Source organism: Marinomonas sp. BSi20584 (genome assembly GCF_002792415.1).
GTDB classification, from domain to species: domain Bacteria; phylum Pseudomonadota; class Gammaproteobacteria; order Pseudomonadales; family Marinomonadaceae; genus Marinomonas; species Marinomonas polaris.
In genome coordinates this window covers 1-21,905 of record NZ_KZ454887.1, presented here as the reverse complement: position 1 = coordinate 21,905, position 21,905 = coordinate 1, and the positions used below count along the sequence as shown (strand labels likewise).

General features: G+C 42.7%; 21 protein-coding genes and 1 pseudogene. 8 read left to right on the top strand and 14 right to left on the bottom strand.

Translation table 11 applies throughout. The annotated features are described in order from the left end of the window. Window positions 1-230: 230 nt before the first annotated feature. The 5 genes from TY87_RS16565 to TY87_RS16545 all read right to left on the bottom strand — a co-directional run bounded on the left by TY87_RS16565 (window position 231) and on the right by TY87_RS16545 (window position 6,833). The gene (locus TY87_RS16565; RefSeq protein WP_100187919.1) at window positions 231-2,336 is read right to left on the bottom strand and encodes a tRNA(Met) cytidine acetyltransferase TmcA; all 2,106 of its coding nucleotides are present in this window, start codon (window positions 2,334-2,336) and stop codon (window positions 231-233) included. 124 nt (window positions 2,337-2,460) lie between these two features. Continuing rightward, window positions 2,461-3,948 (bottom strand): 2-methylcitrate dehydratase, encoded by a 1,488-nt coding sequence (gene prpD / locus TY87_RS16560; RefSeq protein ID WP_100187918.1) that lies wholly within the window; start codon window positions 3,946-3,948, stop codon window positions 2,461-2,463. Window positions 3,949-3,988: 40 nt separating this feature from the next. Beyond that, window positions 3,989-5,128 carry a bifunctional 2-methylcitrate synthase/citrate synthase gene (gene prpC / locus TY87_RS16555; RefSeq protein ID WP_100187917.1) on the bottom strand — a complete coding sequence of 380 codons (1,140 nt, stop codon included), beginning with the start codon at window positions 5,126-5,128 and terminating at the stop codon, window positions 3,989-3,991. A 108-nt stretch (window positions 5,129-5,236) separates the two neighbouring features. Next, window positions 5,237-6,115: a methylisocitrate lyase gene (gene prpB, locus TY87_RS16550; protein WP_072840362.1), complete on the bottom strand. Its 879-nt coding sequence runs from the start codon at window positions 6,113-6,115 to the stop codon at window positions 5,237-5,239. Between the two features lie 28 nt (window positions 6,116-6,143). After that, on the bottom strand, window positions 6,144-6,833 hold the full coding sequence (locus TY87_RS16545) for a GntR family transcriptional regulator (RefSeq protein WP_100187916.1): 690 nt from the start codon (window positions 6,831-6,833) through the stop codon (window positions 6,144-6,146). A gap of 328 nt (window positions 6,834-7,161) precedes the next feature. On the opposite strand from TY87_RS16545, the gene TY87_RS16540 reads away from it, so the two are divergent. After that, entirely contained in the window at window positions 7,162-7,422 is a 261-nt protein-coding gene (locus TY87_RS16540) for a DUF5062 family protein (protein ID WP_012068645.1), read from the top strand. 19 nt (window positions 7,423-7,441) lie between these two features. Here TY87_RS16540 and TY87_RS16535 read toward each other — a convergent pair whose 3' ends face one another. Further along, window positions 7,442-7,909, bottom strand: a complete 468-nt coding sequence (locus tag TY87_RS16535; RefSeq protein ID WP_100187915.1) for an Lrp/AsnC family transcriptional regulator — start codon at window positions 7,907-7,909, stop codon at window positions 7,442-7,444. 144 nt (window positions 7,910-8,053) lie between these two features. Here TY87_RS16535 and TY87_RS16530 point away from each other — a divergent pair, with 144 nt between their 5' ends. Beyond that, window positions 8,054-8,782 carry a DUF1826 domain-containing protein gene (locus TY87_RS16530; protein ID WP_232617168.1) on the top strand — a complete coding sequence of 243 codons (729 nt, stop codon included), beginning with the start codon at window positions 8,054-8,056 and terminating at the stop codon, window positions 8,780-8,782. Between the two features lie 39 nt (window positions 8,783-8,821). Here TY87_RS16530 and TY87_RS16525 read toward each other — a convergent pair whose 3' ends face one another. The 3 genes from TY87_RS16525 to TY87_RS16515 form a co-directional block, all read right to left on the bottom strand. Then, a complete protein-coding gene (locus tag TY87_RS16525) occupies window positions 8,822-9,547 on the bottom strand; it encodes an SDR family NAD(P)-dependent oxidoreductase (protein ID WP_100187913.1) in 726 nt (241 codons plus the stop codon). Between the two features lie 38 nt (window positions 9,548-9,585). Then, a complete protein-coding gene (locus TY87_RS16520; RefSeq protein WP_100187912.1) occupies window positions 9,586-9,978 on the bottom strand; it encodes a thiol-disulfide oxidoreductase DCC family protein in 393 nt (130 codons plus the stop codon). Window positions 9,979-10,072: 94 nt separating this feature from the next. Next, entirely contained in the window at window positions 10,073-10,516 is a 444-nt protein-coding gene (locus TY87_RS16515; RefSeq protein WP_100187911.1) for a DUF3429 domain-containing protein, read from the bottom strand. A 346-nt stretch (window positions 10,517-10,862) separates the two neighbouring features. On the opposite strand from TY87_RS16515, the gene TY87_RS16510 reads away from it, so the two are divergent. Next, window positions 10,863-12,239, top strand: coding sequence for a glycine--tRNA ligase (locus tag TY87_RS16510; RefSeq protein WP_072840356.1), 1,377 nt, complete (start codon window positions 10,863-10,865; stop codon window positions 12,237-12,239). 164 nt (window positions 12,240-12,403) lie between these two features. On the opposite strand, the gene TY87_RS16505 is transcribed toward TY87_RS16510, so the two are convergent. Then, window positions 12,404-14,371, bottom strand: a complete 1,968-nt coding sequence (locus TY87_RS16505; RefSeq protein ID WP_100187910.1) for a ligand-gated channel protein — start codon at window positions 14,369-14,371, stop codon at window positions 12,404-12,406. A gap of 256 nt (window positions 14,372-14,627) precedes the next feature. Here TY87_RS16505 and TY87_RS16500 point away from each other — a divergent pair, with 256 nt between their 5' ends. Further along, window positions 14,628-15,521: a LysR family transcriptional regulator gene (locus TY87_RS16500; protein ID WP_100187909.1), complete on the top strand. Its 894-nt coding sequence runs from the start codon at window positions 14,628-14,630 to the stop codon at window positions 15,519-15,521. A gap of 96 nt (window positions 15,522-15,617) precedes the next feature. Here the strand turns inward: TY87_RS16500 and TY87_RS16495 are convergent, their stop codons facing one another. After that, window positions 15,618-16,712: an MBL fold metallo-hydrolase gene (locus TY87_RS16495; RefSeq protein ID WP_100187908.1), complete on the bottom strand. Its 1,095-nt coding sequence runs from the start codon at window positions 16,710-16,712 to the stop codon at window positions 15,618-15,620. Between the two features lie 123 nt (window positions 16,713-16,835). Between TY87_RS16495 and TY87_RS16490 the strand changes: the two genes are divergently transcribed. Both TY87_RS16490 and TY87_RS16485 read left to right on the top strand, forming a co-directional pair. Continuing rightward, window positions 16,836-17,528, top strand: a complete 693-nt coding sequence (locus TY87_RS16490) for a helix-turn-helix transcriptional regulator (protein ID WP_100187907.1) — start codon at window positions 16,836-16,838, stop codon at window positions 17,526-17,528. Between the two features lie 116 nt (window positions 17,529-17,644). Next, window positions 17,645-18,079, top strand: a complete 435-nt coding sequence (locus TY87_RS16485) for a GFA family protein (RefSeq protein ID WP_100187906.1) — start codon at window positions 17,645-17,647, stop codon at window positions 18,077-18,079. Between the two features lie 171 nt (window positions 18,080-18,250). Here TY87_RS16485 and TY87_RS16480 read toward each other — a convergent pair whose 3' ends face one another. Next, the gene (locus TY87_RS16480; RefSeq protein ID WP_100187968.1) at window positions 18,251-19,591 is read right to left on the bottom strand and encodes a Na+/H+ antiporter family protein; all 1,341 of its coding nucleotides are present in this window, start codon (window positions 19,589-19,591) and stop codon (window positions 18,251-18,253) included. Window positions 19,592-19,990: 399 nt separating this feature from the next. Here TY87_RS16480 and TY87_RS16475 point away from each other — a divergent pair. Further along, window positions 19,991-20,488: pseudogene (locus tag TY87_RS16475) on the top strand (GNAT family N-acetyltransferase); the annotation flags it as partial. A 106-nt stretch (window positions 20,489-20,594) separates the two neighbouring features. Here the strand turns inward: TY87_RS16475 and TY87_RS16470 are convergent. Both TY87_RS16470 and TY87_RS16465 read right to left on the bottom strand, forming a co-directional pair. Continuing rightward, on the bottom strand, window positions 20,595-20,891 hold the full coding sequence (locus TY87_RS16470; protein ID WP_100187904.1) for a type II toxin-antitoxin system RelE/ParE family toxin: 297 nt from the start codon (window positions 20,889-20,891) through the stop codon (window positions 20,595-20,597). Further along, the gene (locus tag TY87_RS16465) at window positions 20,891-21,145 is read right to left on the bottom strand and encodes a type II toxin-antitoxin system ParD family antitoxin (RefSeq protein WP_100187967.1); all 255 of its coding nucleotides are present in this window, start codon (window positions 21,143-21,145) and stop codon (window positions 20,891-20,893) included. Before TY87_RS16465 ends, TY87_RS16470 begins: the two co-directional genes overlap by 1 nt. Window positions 21,146-21,529: 384 nt before the next feature. On the opposite strand from TY87_RS16465, the gene TY87_RS16460 reads away from it, so the two are divergent. Further along, window positions 21,530-21,772 (top strand): type II toxin-antitoxin system Phd/YefM family antitoxin, encoded by a 243-nt coding sequence (locus tag TY87_RS16460; protein WP_072840348.1) that lies wholly within the window; start codon window positions 21,530-21,532, stop codon window positions 21,770-21,772. Window positions 21,773-21,905 lie beyond the last annotated feature (133 nt).

Here is a 21,905-nt window from a genome sequence, read left to right as displayed (position 1 = left end):
GGTTTTTTAGCCTGATTTTTTCTGGTTTTTCGCCAGATACAGACAAAGCAAAACAGGTGGTGCTATTCATACTGTTTACACAATCTGTGCCAAGTCTTTATGTTTTATTTAAGTGTTTGATTTTATTTGTAAAATTATTTTATTTGTGGTTTTTAGGCTTTATGGAAGAAATTTAATAGGGGGGATTACACTCATAATTAAATTCTTAATGGGTGGTTATTCACCCATTTTCACTTAAGAGTTTGTGTTAAAAGCTTTTTGAAGGTTTGGTGCATGGCTTTCTTTCCAGATAATTGCGCTTTTAGACGGCTATGTTCGGTATTACGGCCTAAAGCGGCTTCGATTAATAGTTGGTGGGTTGGATCCTTGGGGGTTAACTGGCCTGTTAAAGCAAGAGACAGTGTCGCTTTGAGGAAAACAGGGCGAATACTGTCAAACTGACGATGATGCTCTACAAATAGCTCTATATCCTGCAAGTCCTGCGATGACAATTTAGCCAGCACGGGAAGTTCGTTTTGTTGATAATATTTTTGACCTAGAATGAGCATAACCAAATCGGTTGATAAGTCGGTATATTGCAGCAGCAAGTTAATTAGAAACTGTTCAATAAATCGTGCTTGCCATTTGTAGGCTAGCTTAGTGGCGTGCTCCGTCGTTGGCTTCACCATCATCAAAGAGTAGCTGCCACTTGCTTGGTCTTTGGCAGTTCCCAATCGAACAGGTACGTAACCATTCTTTAACCAAAAAGACACCACATCGGGAGTCGCTGCAAAACTGCTGCATAGAAAATCGCAACGATCATTGGCTGCGGTTTCGATATGCGTAAGTAGTTGACTCGCCAAGCCTTTATTTTGTTGGCTTTGTTCCGTTGCAATTCGGCTGATGCGCCAGTAACAGTACTGTCCGGCGTTTTCAACGCCTTCATGAGCAAGTAGAGATTGTGGTACTAAATGTCCTCTTGGTCGACGTTTCCCTTGCATGACTTCTTGGCAGAGTGAGCTTGGCAGGTTGCCTTCTTCGGTAATAATCGCAACGCTTTGGGCATTTCCTTCTGATAGATAAAGATATGTCGACACGGAAGGGTCGTCTAGCACCCAGCGCAAGTTGTCAGGCGAAGTTTGATAGTGAGCGCTTACCAATAATTGAAAAGTATCGGCGAGCAAGTTAGTGTTTTCTAGCCAATCAGCGCCAGTAAGATGACTAAAGTTTGTCGGCTTAGTCATACTTTTATTAGTACTATTAGGTGCGTCAAAGTTAGCCTCTGGATTCGCTAAAAAGAAGCAATCATTGATCCAGTTTTCCAGTGGGTCATTTCCCCCCCATCGAATTGGCAGGCTCAAAGTTAGTTGCTGCAGCGCCAATGTTTTAGAAGTTTTTTGTGATTCTAAATAGTGGCAAAAGCGAATGCCAAAGCCTTTACCAGCGCCTTCATAGCCATAGTCTGTGGTACTAAAAAGACAATGCTCAGCTTTCTGATTTAATTCTATAAGCATGGGCAAAGGAATCATGGACGCTTCATCAACAAAGAGAAAATCCCAGTGAGTCGAGTTACTTATCAGAGCATCAGGAGCGAAAAAAGGCAGAGTAGCTTTGTCTTGATCAAGCACCTGCTCAAAGCGAGATTTAAGACTCACAATAGCGTCCAGATTAGGCGCGGTGATCGCTACACGTTTTCCTTCTTTGACTAGCTTTGCCAAACTGTCGCCCAATAAGGTGGATTTGCCTCGGCCACGTGGTGCAATTAGTACATAGGATTTGGCTAGTTCTGCAAATAAACACGACTGAGCTTCAGCTTGTTCTTGGGTTAGCTGCGCGTTAGGTTCTATTGGTTTTAAAGCCGGTAACGGGTTTACGCTGTGTTTTTTATTCTTGCCAGAGAGTAATAATTTAAAAGGTGATGTCGCGTCTTGTAATTTATCGAGCAGGTAATTTTTAAAGTGCGATGTCACTTGTTCTGGCTCATAAGGCCAAGGTAAATATCTCGACAAGTCTTGATCTGCCATTGATAACCACTCGACATCAGGCAGTGCAATGGCAAAGAGGCCATTGCCTCGAACCGTACCAGACAAAATAGCCAATGCACTGGCAGATACGCCATGAGTCAAATCCACCAAGATAGCGTCATGGTTGCTGCCTAGTTCTTGTCGGACTTGTTTAAAAGAACAGGTTTTAAATTGTTTCGTTTTTAACGACGGAACGAGTAACTCGTCATACTGGCTCACATCATGAGCGGCAATTAGTGGAGTAGAGAAATTTTCACACAGACGAAGAAAGTCTGACAAAACCTCGCGAGGCGAGCCCTTTAAAATAAAACAGTGGCGGTGGTTGTCAGACATAAAAATTAAATTTCCTAGTGATCACATTATTAGAGACCTTCGCCTCGTTTTGGCTTTGCTCGTGACATCATGCAAAGGCCTCTATCATACTGTGACCACAAGGAAGCGCCAGCGCTTGTTAAGTTTACGCGATAACAAATAAGTCCATGAAGCGATTTACCGCTGTACTTTCAAGAGCAGCTTGATCCTTACAGAGTGAGAAAATAGCTTGGCTCTGACGGTTTGGAAAACGTGTTGCCAAGTTGTTTTTAAACTTCTGCTCTAATAACGGAATGCCTTCTTCACGACGACGACGGTGTCCGACTGGGTATTCCACCACTACTTCTTCAGTGCTGCTACCATCTTTAAAGAACACTTGAATTGCATTGGCAATTGAACGCTTATCGGACTCTAAATATTCAGCAGTGAAGCGTTTGTCTTCGACGATTTCCATCTTGTTACGCAGCTCATCAATGATCGGGTTTGCCGCATGGAAGTCATCTTCATAATGTTCGGCGATTAAATTACCAAAGGCCAATGGCACAGCCGCCATGTATTGCAAGCAATGGTCGCGGTCGGCGGCGTTGGCTAATGGGCCGGATTTGGAAATAATACGAATCGCTGATTCATGAGTACGAATAACGATCTTGTCGATCTCTGCCAAACGATCTTTCACTTGAGGATGCAAAATCACAGATGCTTCGGCAGCGGTTTGAGCATGAAACTCTGCAGGGAAAGAGATCTTGAACAAGACGTTTTCCATCACGTATGTACCGTAATCTTGTGAGAAAGAAAACTTGCGTTGCGCTTCTGGTTTAATAGCTTGGTCTTTGTTGGTTTTAGAGAAAGACACGTCATAAAAGCCCCACTGATCGGCCGTTAGCACACCAGGAATGCCCATTTCGCCTCGCATCGACATATCCGCTAAGCGAACTGCACGAGAAGTCGCATCGCCCGCTGCCCAAGACTTACGTGAGCCTGCATTTGGCGCATGACGATAAGTACGCAGAGCAGAGCCATCGACCCAAGCTTGCGAGATTGCTGCCATAATTTGTTCTCTGTCGCCGCCCATCATTTTGGTTACTACAGCAACAGAGGCAACACGAACTAATAAAACGTGACACAAACCTACACGGTTGAAAGAGTTTTCTAGGGCAATAACGCCTTGAATTTCATGGGCCATTACCATGGCTTCTAACACTTCACGCATGGTCATCGGGCTTTCACCCTTCGATAGTCGAACTTGTGAAAGATGATCCGCTACCGCCAAAATGCCACCTAGGTTATCGGAAGGATGTCCCCATTCTGCCGCCAACCAAGTGTCGTTGTAATCCAACCAGCGAATGATACAACCAATGTCCCATGCCGCTTTTACAGGGTCGAGAGACAAAGACGTGCCCGGTACACGAGCACCATTTGGAACAACAGTACCTTGTACTATTGGGCCAAGGTGCTTGGTACATTCTGGGAAGCGTAGGGCGAGTAAGCCACAGCCCAAGGTGTCCATTAAACAGTTACGAGCAGTGTCTAGGGCCTCTTGGCTTTCTACTTTAAAGTTCAGTACATAATCCGCGATGTCTTGAATGACTTGGTCGTAATCCGGGCGGTTGTTTAAATCTACGTTGTTGCTCATTTCTTTTCCTTAATCGTTAAATTTTAATGCTGATGTTGGGTTAATGACGGTCGTCAATATCAACCCATTCAGAATGATCTGGTCCAATATAATCGGCGCTTGGTCGAATAATGCGGTTGTTCGACCGTTGTTCCATGACGTGAGCAGCCCAGCCAGTGACACGAGAGCAAACGAAAATTGGCGTAAATAATTTGGTTGGAATCCCCATAAAACGATAAGCGCTGGCGTGGAAAAAATCCGCGTTGCAGAAGAGTTTTTTCTCGCGCCACATCACGGCTTCGCAACGTTCTGAGACCGCATATAAATGATCGTCGCCAACGTCTTCGCTGAGTTTTTTTGCCCATTTTTTGATGATGTCATTGCGTGGATCGCGTTCACTGTAAATAGCGTGACCAAAGCCCATGACTTTTTCTTTATTGGCAAGTTTTTGCATCAACGCCGCTTCGGCTTCGTCAGGGGTTTTCCATGGTTCTATCATGTCCATCGCAGCTTCATTTGCGCCACCATGAAGTGGGCCACGTAAGCTGCCGATACCGCCAGTAACGCATGAATACATGTCTGACAAGGTGGAAGCACAAACACGAGCGGTAAAGGTTGAAGCGTTGAATTCGTGCTCAGCATACAAGATCAAAGACGCGTTCATCACTTGTGTATGAAGAGCGCTTGGTTCTTTGTCATGCAGCATGGTGAGAAAATGACCAGCCAAAGAAGGTACGTTGGCATTATGAGTATTAACACGTACGCCATCGTGGGTGAAACGATACCAATAAACGACCATCGCAGGCAGCGTTGCGACCAATCGATCAGCGGTATGTAAGGCTAGCGATGGTTGCTTTTCAAAAGCGAGTTCTGGTTCAAGATTGCCTAAAAAAGAACAACCAGTGCGCATCACATCCATTGGATGAGCGCTTTCTGGGATAAGTTCCAAGACGGCTTTTAGCTCTTCAGGCAAGCTGCGTAAACTCATCAGTCTTTGTTCGTAGTCGTGTAACTGAGTACGGTTAGGTAACTTTCCGTACAGCAGGAGATAAGCGACTTCTTCAAAGCTCGCTTTGTCCGCTAAGACATCAATGTCGTAGCCGCGATAGGTTAATCCGGAGGCCGCTTTGCCAACGGTGCAGAGTGCGGTTTCGCCTGCGCTTTGGCCGCGTAGGCCTGCGCCAGAAAGTACTTTAGCCATTTTCTTACCTCATATTTTTATTTGTCTTGAGATTCGTTGAAAATATTTAAACGCTTTACCTGTTGTTATCTTAAGTTCTTATTTCTTATGCTCTTATTTTTTAGGCTCTTATTTCTTAGAGAAGAGCGCGTCTAATTTGTCTTCATATTCATGGTAGTTGAGAAATTCATAAAGCTCATTACGAGTTTGCATACTGTCGACTACGTTGCGCTGGTGGCCGTCGTTCAATAAATGCTGATATACGTTTAGTGCGGCTTTGTTCATTGCGCGAAACGCACTCAGTGGATAGAGCACCAAATCCACGCCAGCGCTGGCCAATTCTTCTTTACTGAATAAAGGTGTAGCGCCAAATTCGGTGATGTTTGCTAAAACCGGCACCTTCACGGCAGCAACAAATTCTTTGTATTGATCCAAAGTGATCATGGCTTCTGGGAAGATCATATCCGCGCCAGCTTCGACACAAGCAATGGCTCGCTCGATGGCCGATTCCATGCCTTCCACAGCCAGAGCATCGGTGCGGGCCATGATGACAAAGTTGTCATCGACACGAGCGTCGACGCAGGCTTTCACGCGATCGACCATTTCGTCTTGACTGACAATGGCTTTATTCGGGCGATGTCCGCAGCGTTTTTGTTGTACTTGGTCTTCAATATGCACTGCCGCCGCGCCAGCTTTTTCCATTTGCTGAATGGTTCGAGTGATATTAAATGCGCCACCAAAGCCGGTATCGATATCGACTAGTAATGGCAAATTCGAAGCGGAAGTAATACGTCGCACATCTTCTAATACATCGTGTAAATCTGTCATACCAAGGTCTGGCAAACCATAGGAGGCATTAGCAACGCCGCCGCCAGATAAGTAAATGGCATGATGACCTGTTTGCTCTGCCATCATGGCGCAATAAGCGTTCACGGCGCCAACAACCTGTAATGGGGATTGGGTTGCGACGGCTTGTCTAAAACGGGCGCCTGCTGAAAGTATTGTCATTATTTTCCTCTCTTTAGAACGATTTTAATTAAGTACGGGAAGCGACAGAGGAATGCTCCATCGCTTGCTTTAATAGCTGGCTGGCGCGGCTGATATGGCGGCGCATGAGTAGTTCTGCTAGATCACCTTCGTGATTTGCAATCGCATCGAGAATGGCTTTGTGCTCACGTAATGCTTGGCGTGGATCGCTGCGTTGATCCGACGTGTGACGTCGATACATGCGAATTACCGCGTACAATTCTTCTGTTAATAAACGAATAAGCTTGGCGTTGCCGCTGGCGTGAATGATACGTAAGTGAAAATCGTCATTCCCGCCTTGTTGCACGTAGTGTTCATCTTGGTTGGCATCTAGGTGCGCTTGATGTTTATCGAGTAGCGCATACAAACTGTTTATTTCGTCCGCTGGCATAGTGGTGGCAGCTAATCGAGCGGCCATGCCTTCTAAGGCCTCACGCATAGTGAAGGTGTCGAGCATATCTTGTGTGTTTAGTTGGATAACACGAGCGCCAACATTAGCGGTGCGCGTAACCAGACCAAGCCCTTCTAATTTAACGATAGCTTCCCTTAATGGCCCACGAGAGACGCCATATTGCTTGGCAAGTTCTGGCTCTGAAATCTTGCTGCCTTGGGGAATATGACCCTGCACAATAGCGTTGGTGAGCTGCTGGGCGATGTCTTCAGACAGTGTCGCGGATTTGATCGAAATAAGGTTGTTCATAAATGGACAAAAAGCTTTATTGTTGACAATGTGACTAGTTATAGTCGTATTTTTTCGATTTATCAAGTTGGATTGTCGACAATTTATTGGTTCCTATCTTATCCTTTAGTCGTACGTGTGAGCGTGATAGAGGAGAGATAAGCTACTAACATTGTGTTTATTAAGTGATTTTTGGGCTTTATTGATTAGAAACGCTTGGTTGAATATCAAAAGCTGATAAAGTCGGGAGAATCATTTGAATATTGTTATGATCAAATGTGTCGACAATCGCTTTGCTAGGCTTGTTCGCTTGGCGGTTTGTTTGATTACCCAACAAGTAGGGGAAACTATGAAAAAAATTAAAAATGAAGCGGCTCTAAGTAAAAAAGCCATTCAAGTTGGCGAGAACTATGCCCTTAAACGAGGTTATGCAGGTTTTTCTTCAACCATGTCTGCTAATGAAAAAACCGAGGCAATTTATCGTTTATTAGTGCTTGATAAGTTGGTAGTGGGTTTGCCTGCGGACAAAGAAGACTTGCCAAGTATGAAACACAAACTGGCGTTGTGGATTCAGAAGCTATTACCTAAAGATGATCCACTGCTTAAATAAGCAGTGGCTGGATTAATAATTAAAAGTCCAGCGGAAGAGTGGTGATATTTTTTACTTCACGCATGGTGAAGTGACTTTGCGCTTCTTGTATGTGTGGCAGTTGCAATAACTGGCTACGCAAGAAGTGCTCATAGCTTTCAATGCTGTTGGAAACCACTCTTAAGCTGTAATCCATTGCACCAGAAATCGTCCAACATTCTACCACTTCGGGATAGTCGACAATGGCTTGCTCGAACTCATCCAGCATTTTTCGGCCATGGGAAGAGAGTTTAATATTCACCAAGACGACGATGCCCAATCCCAATTTGTTTCTGTCTAAAATCGCTTGCGTCGATCGAATATAACCATCTTGTTCTAGGCGATTAATACGTCGCCAGCAGGGCGATTGTGACAAGCCGATCTTATCCGCTACTTGAGTTGCACTCAGGCTGCCATCGTGTTGCAGCAAATTAAGAATCTTACGATCGGTTGAGTCTAACTGTTCCATGGGATCCATCTCTTAAAAGTCGAGATTAACATAATGGATTCACCTACTTCATTTCAATACTTTATTTATAAAATGTTATAACGTAACATATTTGTTTTTGATGTTATTAGTCTGTCTGCATTTTTAGAGGAAGTTATCTTGAAGGTGAATTTTAGTTTACAAAAAATGTCGCAATCGGTTGATTTAACGAATATTGATCTCAACTTCGTTGATACAGAACGAATGGATCAAATTAGTTTAGATAAAAATCCGCGATTAATGGGGGTGGTGAGATCCTCTCATCAAGACGTTTTTGCTGATATTTATCAAAACAACATTAGTATGGCGATTTGGCAAAGGCCGCTTGGTCTGTTGTCGCAATATGCAGAATCTTTATTAGTATCTGCGCCGAATTTTGTTTTCAAATCTCAAGGAAATTCAGCCCAACTTAACACCACGTTAACTAAGCTTCTGCCTGAGGCTCAAAATAAAGCCTTGTTTGTGGAAGACGTGACGTTATTGGTCGACATGTTTGCGTGTTTATTTGACCTTAAAGAAGTCGGTTTGCGCCTAAATGTGCTCTCCAACGCTATGTGCCCGCGTTTTCATGTGGATAAAATTCCCTGTCGATTGGTATCAACTTATGTCGGAAGCGGTAGTGAATGGCTACATGAGGCTCATGTGATAAGAGATCGCTTGGGGTTAGGTGGTCATGTGGCGGATCACGATAGTGGCCTGCACGAAAAAGGGCGTATTAATGAATTAAAGGCGGGTGATGTGGCGTTAATGAAAGGTGACGAATGGCCAACGTCATTAGGCCGAGGAGTGGTTCATCGTTCGCCTTCGGCAAGCCTTGAGAATAAGCGATTGTTTTTAAGCTTGGACATGATTTAACAAATCACCTACTTCTTCCTTGAGTGGTGTTTGAAAAAATCACCATTCAATCGGTTGGTTATTCCAATCAAGATAAGCCGCTTTGTTATCCATGGTGACACTTCCCATGATGTATAAAAGTTGAGTCGCTACAAAGTCTGCAGTGAAGAGTTTGTCTTTCGGCACCGATCGTTGGAAAGGTTTAGAAAGTGGTGTGTCTGTAGTGCCTGGGTGAAAAGCGATGAGCTTAACGTTTTTTGCTCTTCTGGCGTATTCCACGGAACTGGTTTGAATCAGCATATTCAATGCCGCTTTTGAGGCTCGATAGCTGTACCAGCCGCCGGTTTTATTATCCGAAATGCTGCCAATTCGAGCACTAAATAACGCCACTTGAGTAGCTTGTTCACCTTGTAAAATGGGTAATAGCTGGCTCAACCACAGCATGGGAATAATAGTGTTGGTGTGAAATATAGCTTCTAGCTGAGAGGCTCTGATTTCTTCTAACTTTCTTTCTGGCATCATGCTGTTGTTGTGTAATATGCCATTGCAAATCAATACTTTGCTTATCTTTCCAGAATAGGCGGAAAGGCTTTTACAGATCTGCTGAATACTGTCTTCACTATAATCAGACTCTAGCCATTGTGTTTTTGTGGCGGTTTCAGAGTTTGGTAAGGATCGACTGACGGCAAATACGCCAAGGCAGTCTTTATCCGCTTCGAACTGTTGTATCGCTGCTTGTGCAATCGCACTACTCGCACCAATCACCAAGGCATAAAAGGATGACATACTAAGACTCCGAGAATAGGCAAAATAAACTAGATGGTTTACAGGTCGCAGCGGTCTTTTAAACAGGATTCACAGCGCGGTTTTCCTGTGACAAACGATGATATTTGGTGGCGGTAGCGCGCAAAGAATTTGTAACCCATGTCCGCAAAAAAACGAATTACCGGCCAGCGGAGCAACTGCATCCATTTGTGTTTTCCGACCAGTTTCCAAGCAAGGCAGGTTACGTCTAATCCTTTGATGATTTTTCCATTGGCGAGTTGGCCGTGCAGTAATCTATCAGCTTCGACCTTATCAATATAAGGGAATCTCTCACTAAAACTATCGGCGTGAATGTCTTCTAATTGTAGTTTTTTTTGCGTATCTAATGACTGCAATGTTTGCATTTCAGCGGCGCAAAGAGGGCAATGGCCATCGTAGAAGATTGTTAGCATGTATCATTACTCTTTTAGTGTGGTTATCGAGTAATGATACGTAGCGAAGAGAGAGTTAGATCAGTTTGTTATTGCAGGTTTCGCGATGGCAGGCTTAATAGTGTGGATACAGAACCAGCAAATGCATAATAGAGGTAACCGACGTTAAACCAAAATTTAGCGAGGTGTAATACGGCTTTGCATTATTGGCTTGCTTTAACCAACGAGCATCAACCCAGAAAATAGTTATTAGGCTGAGTAACAAAAGTACAACCGACAGTTCTGGTGTTTTTAACAGCAGGGAAACCCAAGCGCAGAAGACGGTTGCAAAAGAGCAGATAAGTAGTTTTGCGCCGTTACGACTTTCAGGTAATTCTATTAATCGTCCCCACATTGTTCCGCCAATAAAGCTAACAATAACAGCTGCATAAGCTGCAAAAAGTGTCACTCCAGATTTACCAAGGAAGCTACCGTTAGTTAGGCTCAAATACGTCGCAAAGAGAAATGGAAAAATACCCAATATTGCTAATGTAGCCACTACTGGCTTATAAGAACGCATGCCGTTACCTTTAAATAAATGCTATATGTAAATCAGAATATGTAAACAATACGAATTATCTAACAAAATGGACTTTAAAACAGCAATCCAGTTCCTTATTTTGTCCTATTTTTGTGCATAAAAGTGTAAAGTTTTTTGTTATAGCCATTTGGCTGGAATATGCAGGTGTTATCTTGCCTGCCGTTTTTTGAAAAAGGGTAAAGAATACTTATTCATTGCTTGCGTGGAATCGCCATTGAGCGAAATAGGGTCAACGAGTACAATGGACGGCTATTATTACTTGAACATGATGCCAGATTGGCTTTTATGTCCTCATTAACGAATTTTGCTTAAGGTGTGTTTAGAAATGCCAGCTAAAACAATGGATGAACTCGTCTCCCTATGTAAACGTCGCGGATTTATTTTCCAAGGCAGTGAAATCTACGGTGGTATGCAAGGTGCTTACGATTACGGTCCGCTAGGTATTGAATTAAAAAACAACCTAAAAGCCGCTTGGTGGCGTTCAATGGTTTATGAGCGTGACGATGTAGAAGGTTTGGATGCTGCAATTATCCAAAACAAATACGTCTATAAATATTCTGGCCACGAAGATACCTTTACTGACCCAATGGTTGACTGCCACGAGTGTAAGTCTCGTATGCGCGCTGACCACATGAAAGACATCAAAGTATGCGATAACTGTGGTTCTACCAATGTTACTCCGCCTCGTGATTTTAACTTGATGTTCAAAACCAACGTTGGCCCAATGGTGAACGAAGAGTCTTACACTTACCTTCGTCCAGAAACCGCACAAGGTATCTTTACTAACTTCAAAAACGTTGTTGATTCGACTTCTCGCACTTTGCCATTTGGTATCGCGCAGATCGGTAAATCATTCCGTAACGAAATTACTCCGCGTAACTTCATCTTCCGTGTTCGTGAATTCGAACAAATGGAATTAGAATTCTTTTGTAAGCCAGGTGAAGATGAAAAATGGCATGAATTCTGGGTTAATGCTCGTAAACAATGGTGGTTGGATCAAGGTCTAGCAGAAGAGAATATCCAGTTTGAATATGTGACTGGCGATGACTTAGCTCATTATTCAAAATCTACTGTGGATATCTTGTACAAGTTTCCACATGGTTTTGAAGAATTAGAAGGCGTTGCTAACCGTACAGACTACGATCTAGGTTCTCACACCAAAGCACAAGAAGAGTTCGGTCTTTCTGCGAAAGTGAAAAAGAACGAGCATTCAACGGCTAAGTTGGCGATTCGCGATCTTGAAGAAAATAAATGGGAAGTGCCTTTCTGTATTGAACCTTCTGCTGGTCTAGACCGTGGTCTATTGGCTGTAATGACAGAAGCTTATACGGAAGAAGAGCTACCAAACGGCACTTCTCGTACTGTACTTAAGTTCAAACCGCACCTAGCGCCTATCAAAGTGGCTATTATGCCGCTTAAGAAGAACAAGCCAGAAATCGTTGCTCTTGCTAAAGAATTGAAAAACAAGCTTCAGAAGCTTGGCCTTGGTCGTATTCTTTATGAAAACACCGGTAACGTAGGTAAAGGCTACCGTCGTCATGACGAAGTGGGTACGCCAATCTGTGTGACTGTCGACTTCGACTCTATCGAGCAAGAAGGCGCACCAGTAACCGTTCGTGATCGTGACACTATGGAACAGATTGTTGTGAACGCGGCAGATCTTCCAGCTTACGTGATTAACTACTTCATCAACCAAAACTAATTTTTGTTGATGATCTAAAAACCATGACTCTCGTTTGAGAGTCGTGGTTTTTTTATGTCTATGATTTTATTCATTGATAAAAAGTGACACCAAAAAAAAGACCGCAAATAAGTTGCGGTCTTTTATGTGCGAATCGCACTAAGGGAAAACGAAAGTTATATAGTTTAGAACGTCATTTTTACTTTAGCGTTGTATCTACGACCATCTAATACCGTATCGTAGTTTTCAATATCTACTTTTTTATCTAGCAAGTTATAAATTCCTGCATAAACAGAAATGGCATCGTTGATGCTGTAGCTAATGCCTGTATCCACAAAGGTATAGGAAGGAATCGCTTCCTGCATTGAGGTGCGGTTTAAACCTTCGCTTGATTCTCCACGGTAGTTTATACGAGTCCAAGAAGTAAGCTTGGGTGTTGCATCCCAGTTAAGGGTCGCGTTAGCCATGTGTTTTGGCAGACGATTTAACGGCTCACCAGCAAAACTACCTGTTTTTTGCTCTGACTCTGTATAAGTATAGTTCCCCACCACATTGATAATGTTTGAGAACTCATGGGATAAAGTAAATTCAATCCCTTGCATTTCTACTCGGTCTACATTCGTTCGTTCACTGATGAAGGTATAAGAATTGCCTGAGTACGAACAACTTGCATCTCCAGCTGTAGTATCGCAAATACGCTGTTCTGTAATTTTATCTTTATAGTCTGTATGAAATAACGTTGTGCTGATTTGTGTGCTGTGCTGATTATCCCAGTAAAGCCCAATTTCATGGCTGGTACTTTCTTCTGGTTTTAAATCAGAATTGCCCAAAATAAGTGCTGAGCCACGGCCAGATATTTGTCCCCAACCCTCGCTACCTTGACGAAGATCTGGTGAACGGTAGCCAGTACTTATTCCACCTTTTAGTGTCCAGTCTTGAGCGAATGACCAGTTACTGTACAAACGTGGTGATATATTGGAGCCATAGTTTTCATCTTCGTTGTAGCGTAAGCCACCAGTAATCGAAAGATTGTCAGTAATAAAATATTCATCTTCTGCAAATAGTGATGCGTTCCAGCGTGTTAACTCGTCTATACCATTGCCGGCTTCATTGCTTCCATCTTCTAGTTTTTGATAATCATATTGCCCGCCAACAGTTAATACGTTTGTATTAAATGGTAGTACAGTTTGATTATTGAGAACTGTATTCTGATAGGACATATCACGGCTAGAATTATCTATCTTTTCGTGGGTTAGATAGGTTTCAATGTTCTTGTTATTTGCGCTCGCTGAATGTGTGATAGCGTAGTGTTCACGGTCATAGTCTTGCTCAGATACACTTCCATCGGCAGCAACAGAGTAACCGGGGTTGCGATAGCGTGTTTGTTCTTCTTTACCAGCTTCAAATATCAGATTTTGATTTTCGGATATGGCCCACGACACTTTTGCCGTTGCATTTTTGATTTCTTGATCAGCGTAACCGTCGACAATTTTATCTTCGTCACGTTGTGAAACTTGTCCATAGAGTTGCAAGCCGAGTTTGTCTTTTACTAAAGGTCCACTCAACATTAAGTCGGCTTGTTGGCTATCTCCTGACGCCGAGCTGTCTTGAATCGTGGTACTTAACGATAGCTCGCCGCCCCATTTATCTTGTACTTTTTTAGTTATGATATTAATGACACCGCCAAGCGCATCGGAACCGTAAAGTGAAGACATTGGACCACGAATTACTTCAATGCGCTCAATGGCTGATAGCGGCGGAGTCCAGCCTTGTTCGATACCTGAACCATCGCTATTTGGTCTTGTTTCACGGGAGCCTTGGCGTTTTCCATCGACCAGTATTAGAGTATATTTTCCACTCATACCGCGCATGGATATTTCTTCTGTCGAACCACCACCCGTTACCATTACGCCAGGAACATCTTTCAAAGCATCGGTAACATCTCGATAAGCTTTCTTTTCAAGTTCTTGTTGAGTAATTACCGTTATAGAAGCTGGCGCATCAGAAATTTGTTGTTCATAACCAGAAGCAGATACAACCAATTTATCTAGGTCGACAATGCTTTCTTCTGCTAGCAGCGTTGCAGAATACGTTGTGGCGCTGATTAGTGCGGCTAAAGTGGTCAGTTTATAATGGCGAGTTGAAGGGGTCATTATGAACAATTTCTCCGTAGTAGAAGTAGAGTTTATCTCGTATAATTTGTCATACAAAAGATATTAAGAATGCTTATCATTTGTATTATCTGATAATATTCATTTTTTGTGGTGGCACGTTCTGTTCCTCTTTTTGCAACACCTACAAGAGACCTCAAGATCAGCTGGTTTTATGGGGGCCGTATTAAAGCGAACAGAAAAGCAAAATTTGGACTGCATCTTAGGGATGTTTATAGGTAGATCAGGGGAAAAGTGAATGTACGATCTGAACGAAGTTAGGACATTCGTTTCTGTGATGGAAACGGGCAGTCTTAAAGAAAGTGCTCAAAAATTGGGGGTATCTAAGTCTACCCTGAGCCGTCGTATTAGCCATTTGGAACAAGCATTAAATCAGCCGTTATTACGCCGTCAAGCCAATCGGCTTTTCGCTAATGAAGCAGGAATTAAGTTTTTACCTTTTGCAAAAAAAATGCTCAATGTCGCCGATGAAGGTCATAAAGCCGTCGAAGAATTAAAAGATGAAATTAGTGGATCTTTAGTGGTTTATGTTCATACAACCTTGCTTCGAGGTTGGTTTTCTTGGCTAATGTTTGATTTTTTGGATGAGTTTCCTCAAGTTAATATTGAGGTACGTACAGGTAATCAGCTATCTCAAGAGATAAAAAGTAATGATGTTTGCGTTTGGGTGGGGGAGCCTATCAACGATCAACTGCGCTCAGAACAGATAGGCACATTAAGCCAAGGTTTATATGCTAGCGCCGAATATTTAGAGCGAATTGGAATGTTGAAACATCCAAGTGAGCTAAATCAATATGCTTGGGTCGATACGCTTAAAAATGAGCAAAACAACATAGTACTAGAGCATGAAACGCAGGGAGATGTGTCTTTTGATTTACCTAAGTCTCGTCTTACAGTGGATCAATACATACTTCACGCTGAGGCTATTATCCGAGGAAAGGGTGTAGGATTATTGCCACATTATTTTGCTGAAAAACATTTAAAGCGCCATCCTGAAGTGTTTGTCTCTTGTTTACCTGAGTGGAAGGGCAAATCATTACCTGTTTACCTACAATATCCTTTTGGTCATTTACCGAAAAAAATGCACACATTGATTCAATACTTAAGAGAAGAAGCGAAGACCTTTTATTAAGTCTAGAGTGTTAATTCTATTGTCTTGTTAGCAGCACTTTTACTGCCCAAAAACAGAGAGTAAAAGTGCTGAAAAGAACAAAGGCGAATAGAGAAATTAAGGTGTTGTTTGCCACCAAGTCGTTAGAGGGGGCAAATCGTTAATAGAAAAAATACGACCAAATTCAGGTGTACTTAAGGTCACATTTCGACGTTCTGATTCAGCAACCACTCGGTCAAACGGATCATGCCATGTATGAAAAGCCAGATCGAAAGTGCCATTGTGAATCGGCATCATCACTTTTCCTTGTAAGTCGATATGAGCCTGAACGCTTTCTTCTGGCTTCATGTGAATATCGGCCCAGTCTTTATCGTAAGCGCCCGTTTCTATCATAGTGAGGTCAAATGGCCCGTACTTATCGCCAGTTTCTTTAAAACCTGAAAAATAACCAGAGTCGCCACTAAAGAAAATGCTTTCCTGCGGCGTTTTGATGACCCAGGCTCCCCATAAGGTCGCATTGCCATCGCCCATGCCGCGCCCCGAGAAATGCTGAGTAGGCGTAAAGGCTACCAAACCTTGACTGGTTTGAAGTTCCTGCCACCAATCGAAAGTAATAATTTTATTTGCCTCAACGCCCCAATTAACTAAGTCACCATCAACGCCTTTTGGCACCAAAAATTGCTTCGCTTTGGTTAATAAAACCTTGATGCTCGCTTTATCCAAATGATCGTAATGATTATGGGAAATCAACACCTTATCAATAGGCGGTAAGTCTTCTAAACTAATGGGTGGCTGGTGGAATCGTTTTGGGCCAGCAAACTGAAAGGGCGACGCACGATCTGAGAATACAGGATCAATCAGCCAATATTCGCCATACACCTTGAGCAAAATAGAAGAATGCCCAAGCTTAACCAGATGCAGCGTATCATTACTCAGCATATCTAAATCTACTCGGCTAACAGCACGTACCGGAATATTGATGTTTGGCGTAGTATCGACTTTTTTCTCAGTAAAAAAGCGCACCCACAAAGTAGCCGTGTCTGCAAAAGACATAGGCTTACGCGGTGCAGTATTGTGAAACTTAGCGTCTTTATAAGGCGCGGACGTGACTTCCTTGATGGGATTAACTTTGGACATAATGTTCAGGTTAACGATATAAACCGCTAGAACAAGCACAAGAATCAAGGCAAGAAAGAGTTTGATCACAAACATGGAAAAATCACTTTTAGGTTAATAGCAGCTTATAATTTGGGCTTATACTTTAAATTCAACAGTAGAACTTAGCTAATAATACGCAAGCATCAAGACTTCAGATCTTTAAATGGGGAAAGTACTTTGGGTGACGGTGATGTAAAACGACTTTCGCGGTTAACCGCGATTGCGACACAATTACAGGCGAAATCGTTAGTTACGGCGACTGAGTTGGCGGCTCGGTTTTCTGTAAGTGTCAGGACGATTTACCGAGACATTCGAGCATTAGAAAGTTCGGGTATCCCTATTTATACAGAAGAAGGTAAAGGCTATCGAATGGTAGACGGCTATCGTTTGCCGCCTATTATGTTTACCGAAAACGAGGCTAATGCTTTGGTGATGGTTGAGCAGTTGGTACTTCATAATAAGGATTCTTCGCTGGTAAAAGATTACTCTGATGCCATTGATAAAATTAAGTCGTCGCTCAATAGTGAGAGCAAAGCGAAGGTTAATCTTCTCTCTGAACGAACGCAATTTAGCCAAATGAAGATGCAAGAGAAAAACAGCGATAATTTATCGACACTACAATGCGCGTTAACGAACTTTTTTCTCATTGATATCGGCTACACGGATGAAGCCGGTCTATTGACGCAAAGACGTATTGAACCCTTTGCTTTATTAAGTACGAGAAATAGCTGGATACTGGTTGCATGGTGTCGTTTACGACAAGATTTTAGAAACTTTCGTTTAGATAGAATACAAAACCTTGATTTACTCTCCGAAACATTTGCGCCCCACGATATGACGCTAGAAGACTATTTTTGTCGTTATGGTTGATGGTTTCATCGTTATTATAAATAAGTTTTTACCCCTGACATAGGGCTGTCATTAGGTGATCATAAAATGTATTGAGACATACATTCAAAAGCTTTTATTTAATGAGGAGTAGCCTAATGCTAAAAGCAAAAGCACAGTGTTTATGTGGCGCGGTGACCATTATGGCCAATCAGATTAATCCAAAATTCACCGTTTGCCACTGTGATTTTTGTCGTGGATGGAGTGGTGCGCCTTTTTTTGCGGTTCAATGTGGTACTGACGTGGTTATTGAAGGCCAAGATCACATCAAAGAGTATGACTCTTCGGCATGGGCTTCACGGAGTTTTTGTGCAGAATGCGGTACGCATTTATTTTATAAGTTGAAAGAAAGCGGCGCTTACAACATGTCAGTAGGGATTTTCTCAAACCTTGATGGTATTGAAATGGACATGCAATATTTCAGCGATCAACGTCCTGATTATTATTGTTTTTCTAATGAAACGAAAGAAATGACTAGAGCAGAAGTTATGGCGTATTTTGCTTCTGCTGTTAGTACGACAGCTAAAGAGTGATTTGATAGTGTCACTATTTTTGCTGCTGATAACACCTTCTCTTCTTCGTGTCATTTAGGAAACAAAGCCCCGTCTCTGGGGCTTTATATTGCTGTTGAAAAGGTATTTTGTACTTTAGTTTTTTTGTACTTTAGCCTTTTCGTACAGGAGTCAAAAAAGGGGATACATGCCTTACAGAATCATGGCGGCAATCCAAGCAAAGATCATCATGCCGAAGTTAGCGTGCATAAAGGTAGGAATAACCGAATCGCGAACGTGATCATGTTGACCATCGGCATTGAGTCCAGAGGTCGCGCCAAGAGTAATAGTTGAAGCTGGTGAGCCCGCATCACCCAGTGCTGCAGACGCACCCAACAATGCAACCGCCGCCATTGGCGAGAAGCCTAAAGTTAGTGCGAGAGGAATATAAATAGGCGCTAGAATTGGCACACTGGCAAATGAATCACCAAAGCCAATCGTAATAAACAACCCAACAATCAACATGATAGCCGCTGCTAAAGCTTTGTGATCACCGATCATTTCAGCGGAAGCTTGTACCAAAGGTTTGATTTCCCCAGTCGCTTCTAACACACCCGCAAAGCCAGACGCGATGGTAATAATTACCGCAATCTGCACCATCATTCGCATGCCTTCAGTGAAGACATCATCCTGTTGATTCCAACGAAATATGCCTGAAATCGATAGAATCATAAAACCTATCATGGCACCCACAAGCAGCGAATCAAACGTGATTTGGAACACTAAAGTGACTGATATAGCGATTAGTGTCATGACCAGCTGGAAGGGTTTCAACACAGTGTCTTTGGTTTTATCAAGATGCTGCTGAGCCGCTTCATTTGTCGTGTAGTCACGAGGTTTGCGGTAAGAGAAAAATATCGCCACCAACATACCGGCAAGAATGCCCATAACAGGCAAAAACATGGCTTTCGGGACCATGTCAGCCGTTACCGCTAGACCATATGCAGAGCCGACCTCATTGACGTTTGCCAACAAAATTTCATTTAAGAAAATCGCCCCAAAGCCTGTAGGCAGTAATAAATAACTAGAACTGATTGAGCACGCCAAAATACAAGCAATAGCGCGACGGTCAATACGCAGCTTATTAAAAATAACCAAAAGAGGCGGAATCATCACAGGAATAAAAGCGATATGAACTGGTACGGCATTTTGAGATAAGATCGAAGCGACCATGAAAATTCCATAAAGCAGCCACTTCACTTTGTTTTGGTGGCGAGTATCTTCATTGCCCAGCATGCTCACCAGCTTTCTAGCGAGCAAATCGAGCACACCGCTGCGAGCAAGAGCAACCGCAAGAGCACCCACCATAATGTAGGTCATACCGACTTGCGAACCGACCAACAAATTGTCATTGATCGCCGCAATGGCTTCTTGAGTGGAAAGCCCACTGTGCAAACCACCCACCAAAGCGGAAGCGATTAGAGCAATAGTGACAGGAACTCGCGCAACACAAAGGAAAATCATCAGTCCAATCGCCAACACCACAGAGTTAATTGGCAAACTACCAGGATTCAGAATTCCAAAGCCTAAGATTAGACACACTACACAGGCAATACCAATCACCTTGAATGGTGGCGTATTAGGCACATTCGTAACTTTTTCGTTCATAGCTTCCACATTTTGTATTTGGGAGGAAAGGTTCAGTGCTTTAGTCACAGTTGAATGCCTTTTAGAGAGAACTATTTTCTGAAGAAAATGAGCGCGACTAATTTAATTTCTAATCGGCCAACTGTAAACGCTTTTGTCTGATTAATGTTCGTCGAGGCTTTTGTTTATTGAATATAGGCAGTTTGGCCGTTTAAAAAATGGAAAGAGTATTAGTGTCATTATTGACTTAAACGAAATAGAAAAATAAGGTGCACCAGAGACAAATGCCACCATTTAAGGACGATCATGCCGATACAGCCAATTACCCAAACCATGTGGGCTGAAATACTAAATATCCAAGCTGAAGCCTATTCAGCAATCGAACCTGAGAGCCTAGAAGTACTGCAAAGCAAATGGCAGCAATCCCCAGACTGCTGTTTTGCCTATTTAGGAGAACGAAGCTGGTTAGAAGAAAAAAGTGAGCTAGAAGAGCAAAGCGGGCAAGAAAAGAACATATTGGGATATTTATTGGCTCATGCTTGGCACGGTGAAACGCCGCCCAAATTATACCAACCTCTACCAGAAGGAAGCCATGGCCCTATATTGTTTCTGCACGACCTAGCACTATCAAAACGTGCCGTGGGAAGGGGAGTGGGCTCTCAAATGGTTAAGCATTTACTTGATACTGCAGTCTCGTCTGGCTTTCAAAAAGCCTTACTGGTTTCTGTACAAGACTCAGTACCATTTTGGCAAAAACACGGCTTTGTTGAAATGACGGATCAACAAGCTAGCGAGAGTTACGGTNAAGATGCCAAAGTCATGATGCGAGCGCTTTAAGGTGTTTGGTCTCATCATCTGGTTCCGCAAAGTGAGCTCGGAGCTTGATTACGTAAACTATCTATAACTGTCGCTAATCAAGAAGTCGTTCGGGGGCGTCCATTTCCTCGTGTAATATACGAACAACAAGTATTTCAGTTTCAAGTACTTGATAAAAAACAGCATGATGTTCAAGTAGTAATCGACGATATCCTGGGAAAACATGGGCATAATTGGTACCGAGAGATGGGTGATTCATTAATTGTTTCATTTCTGTTTCCAACTGATCAATGCAAGTATCTGCTTGATCAACGCCCCATTCTTCACAGGTATAAACCCAAATTCCGATTAGGTCTGATTCTGCCTTCGGTGTAATGCTAAGCCTGAGCATTACTTGGCTGCATCTATTCTTTTGCGACCTGCCGTCTTGATGGCTGATATATCAAGTGGTTTAGATTCTCCGCTCGATTCGCCTTCAACGAGAGCCTGCCTAAGAATGGCAAGACGCTCTTTGGCTTGTTGATCCTTTCTAATTAGATCACGGATATACTCACTGTCATTGCCAAAATGACCACTTTCGATTTGACTCTTTACCCAATTATTTTGTTGTTCAGTCAGCGTGATTGTTTTTCTATGCATGCCCATAGCTAAAACCCTTAATTCAAAACAGTATGACAATATCATACTGTTACTCTAACCGACAAAATATGGCAACGATAGCTGTTGCGATGGCGGCACCTTATACAAGGCGGCCTTTCTCTGCATCTGCCTAGTTTGCTTGCTAGATACCTATTAGGAGAGAGAATCTTTCTTGTGGGAACCGCTTCGAGGAAGCTTGAGAGCAAACAAAAGAGTAGAAAAACGGCATACTTAAAATCTCGTTATAGTTTGTTAGGTCTTGGCTTTTCTATAGTTCATTGCGCAGAATAAATTCAACAAGGTTTTACTTTTAAAATCGCACGATTCGATCGCTTTAATCGATTCGCACGATAAGCTATACTTTTCATAACTTTGAATGAGGGGTTTACAATGAACACATTAACGGCAAATGACGCAAAACGAAATTTTGGCGAGCTTCTTTTAAGCGCCCAGCGTGAGCCTGTGATCATTAGTAAAAATAGTAAAGATACAGTTGTTGTTATGTCGATGAAAGACTTCGAAGAACTAGAAGCAATGAAGGTCGATTACCTCAAATACTGTTTTGAATCAGCAAAAAAAGATGTCGACAGCGGTGTCGTGGTTGATGGTGCGACTTTTCTAAACTCTCTTTGATTGCTCACTACACCAATATGCAAAATAAACACTTCAAACTGAGCCTATTGGCTCAAGATCATCTGCTTAAGATAAAAAGCTATACAGTGGAGCATTTTGCCGAACCTCAATGGCGTAAATACAAAGCCACATT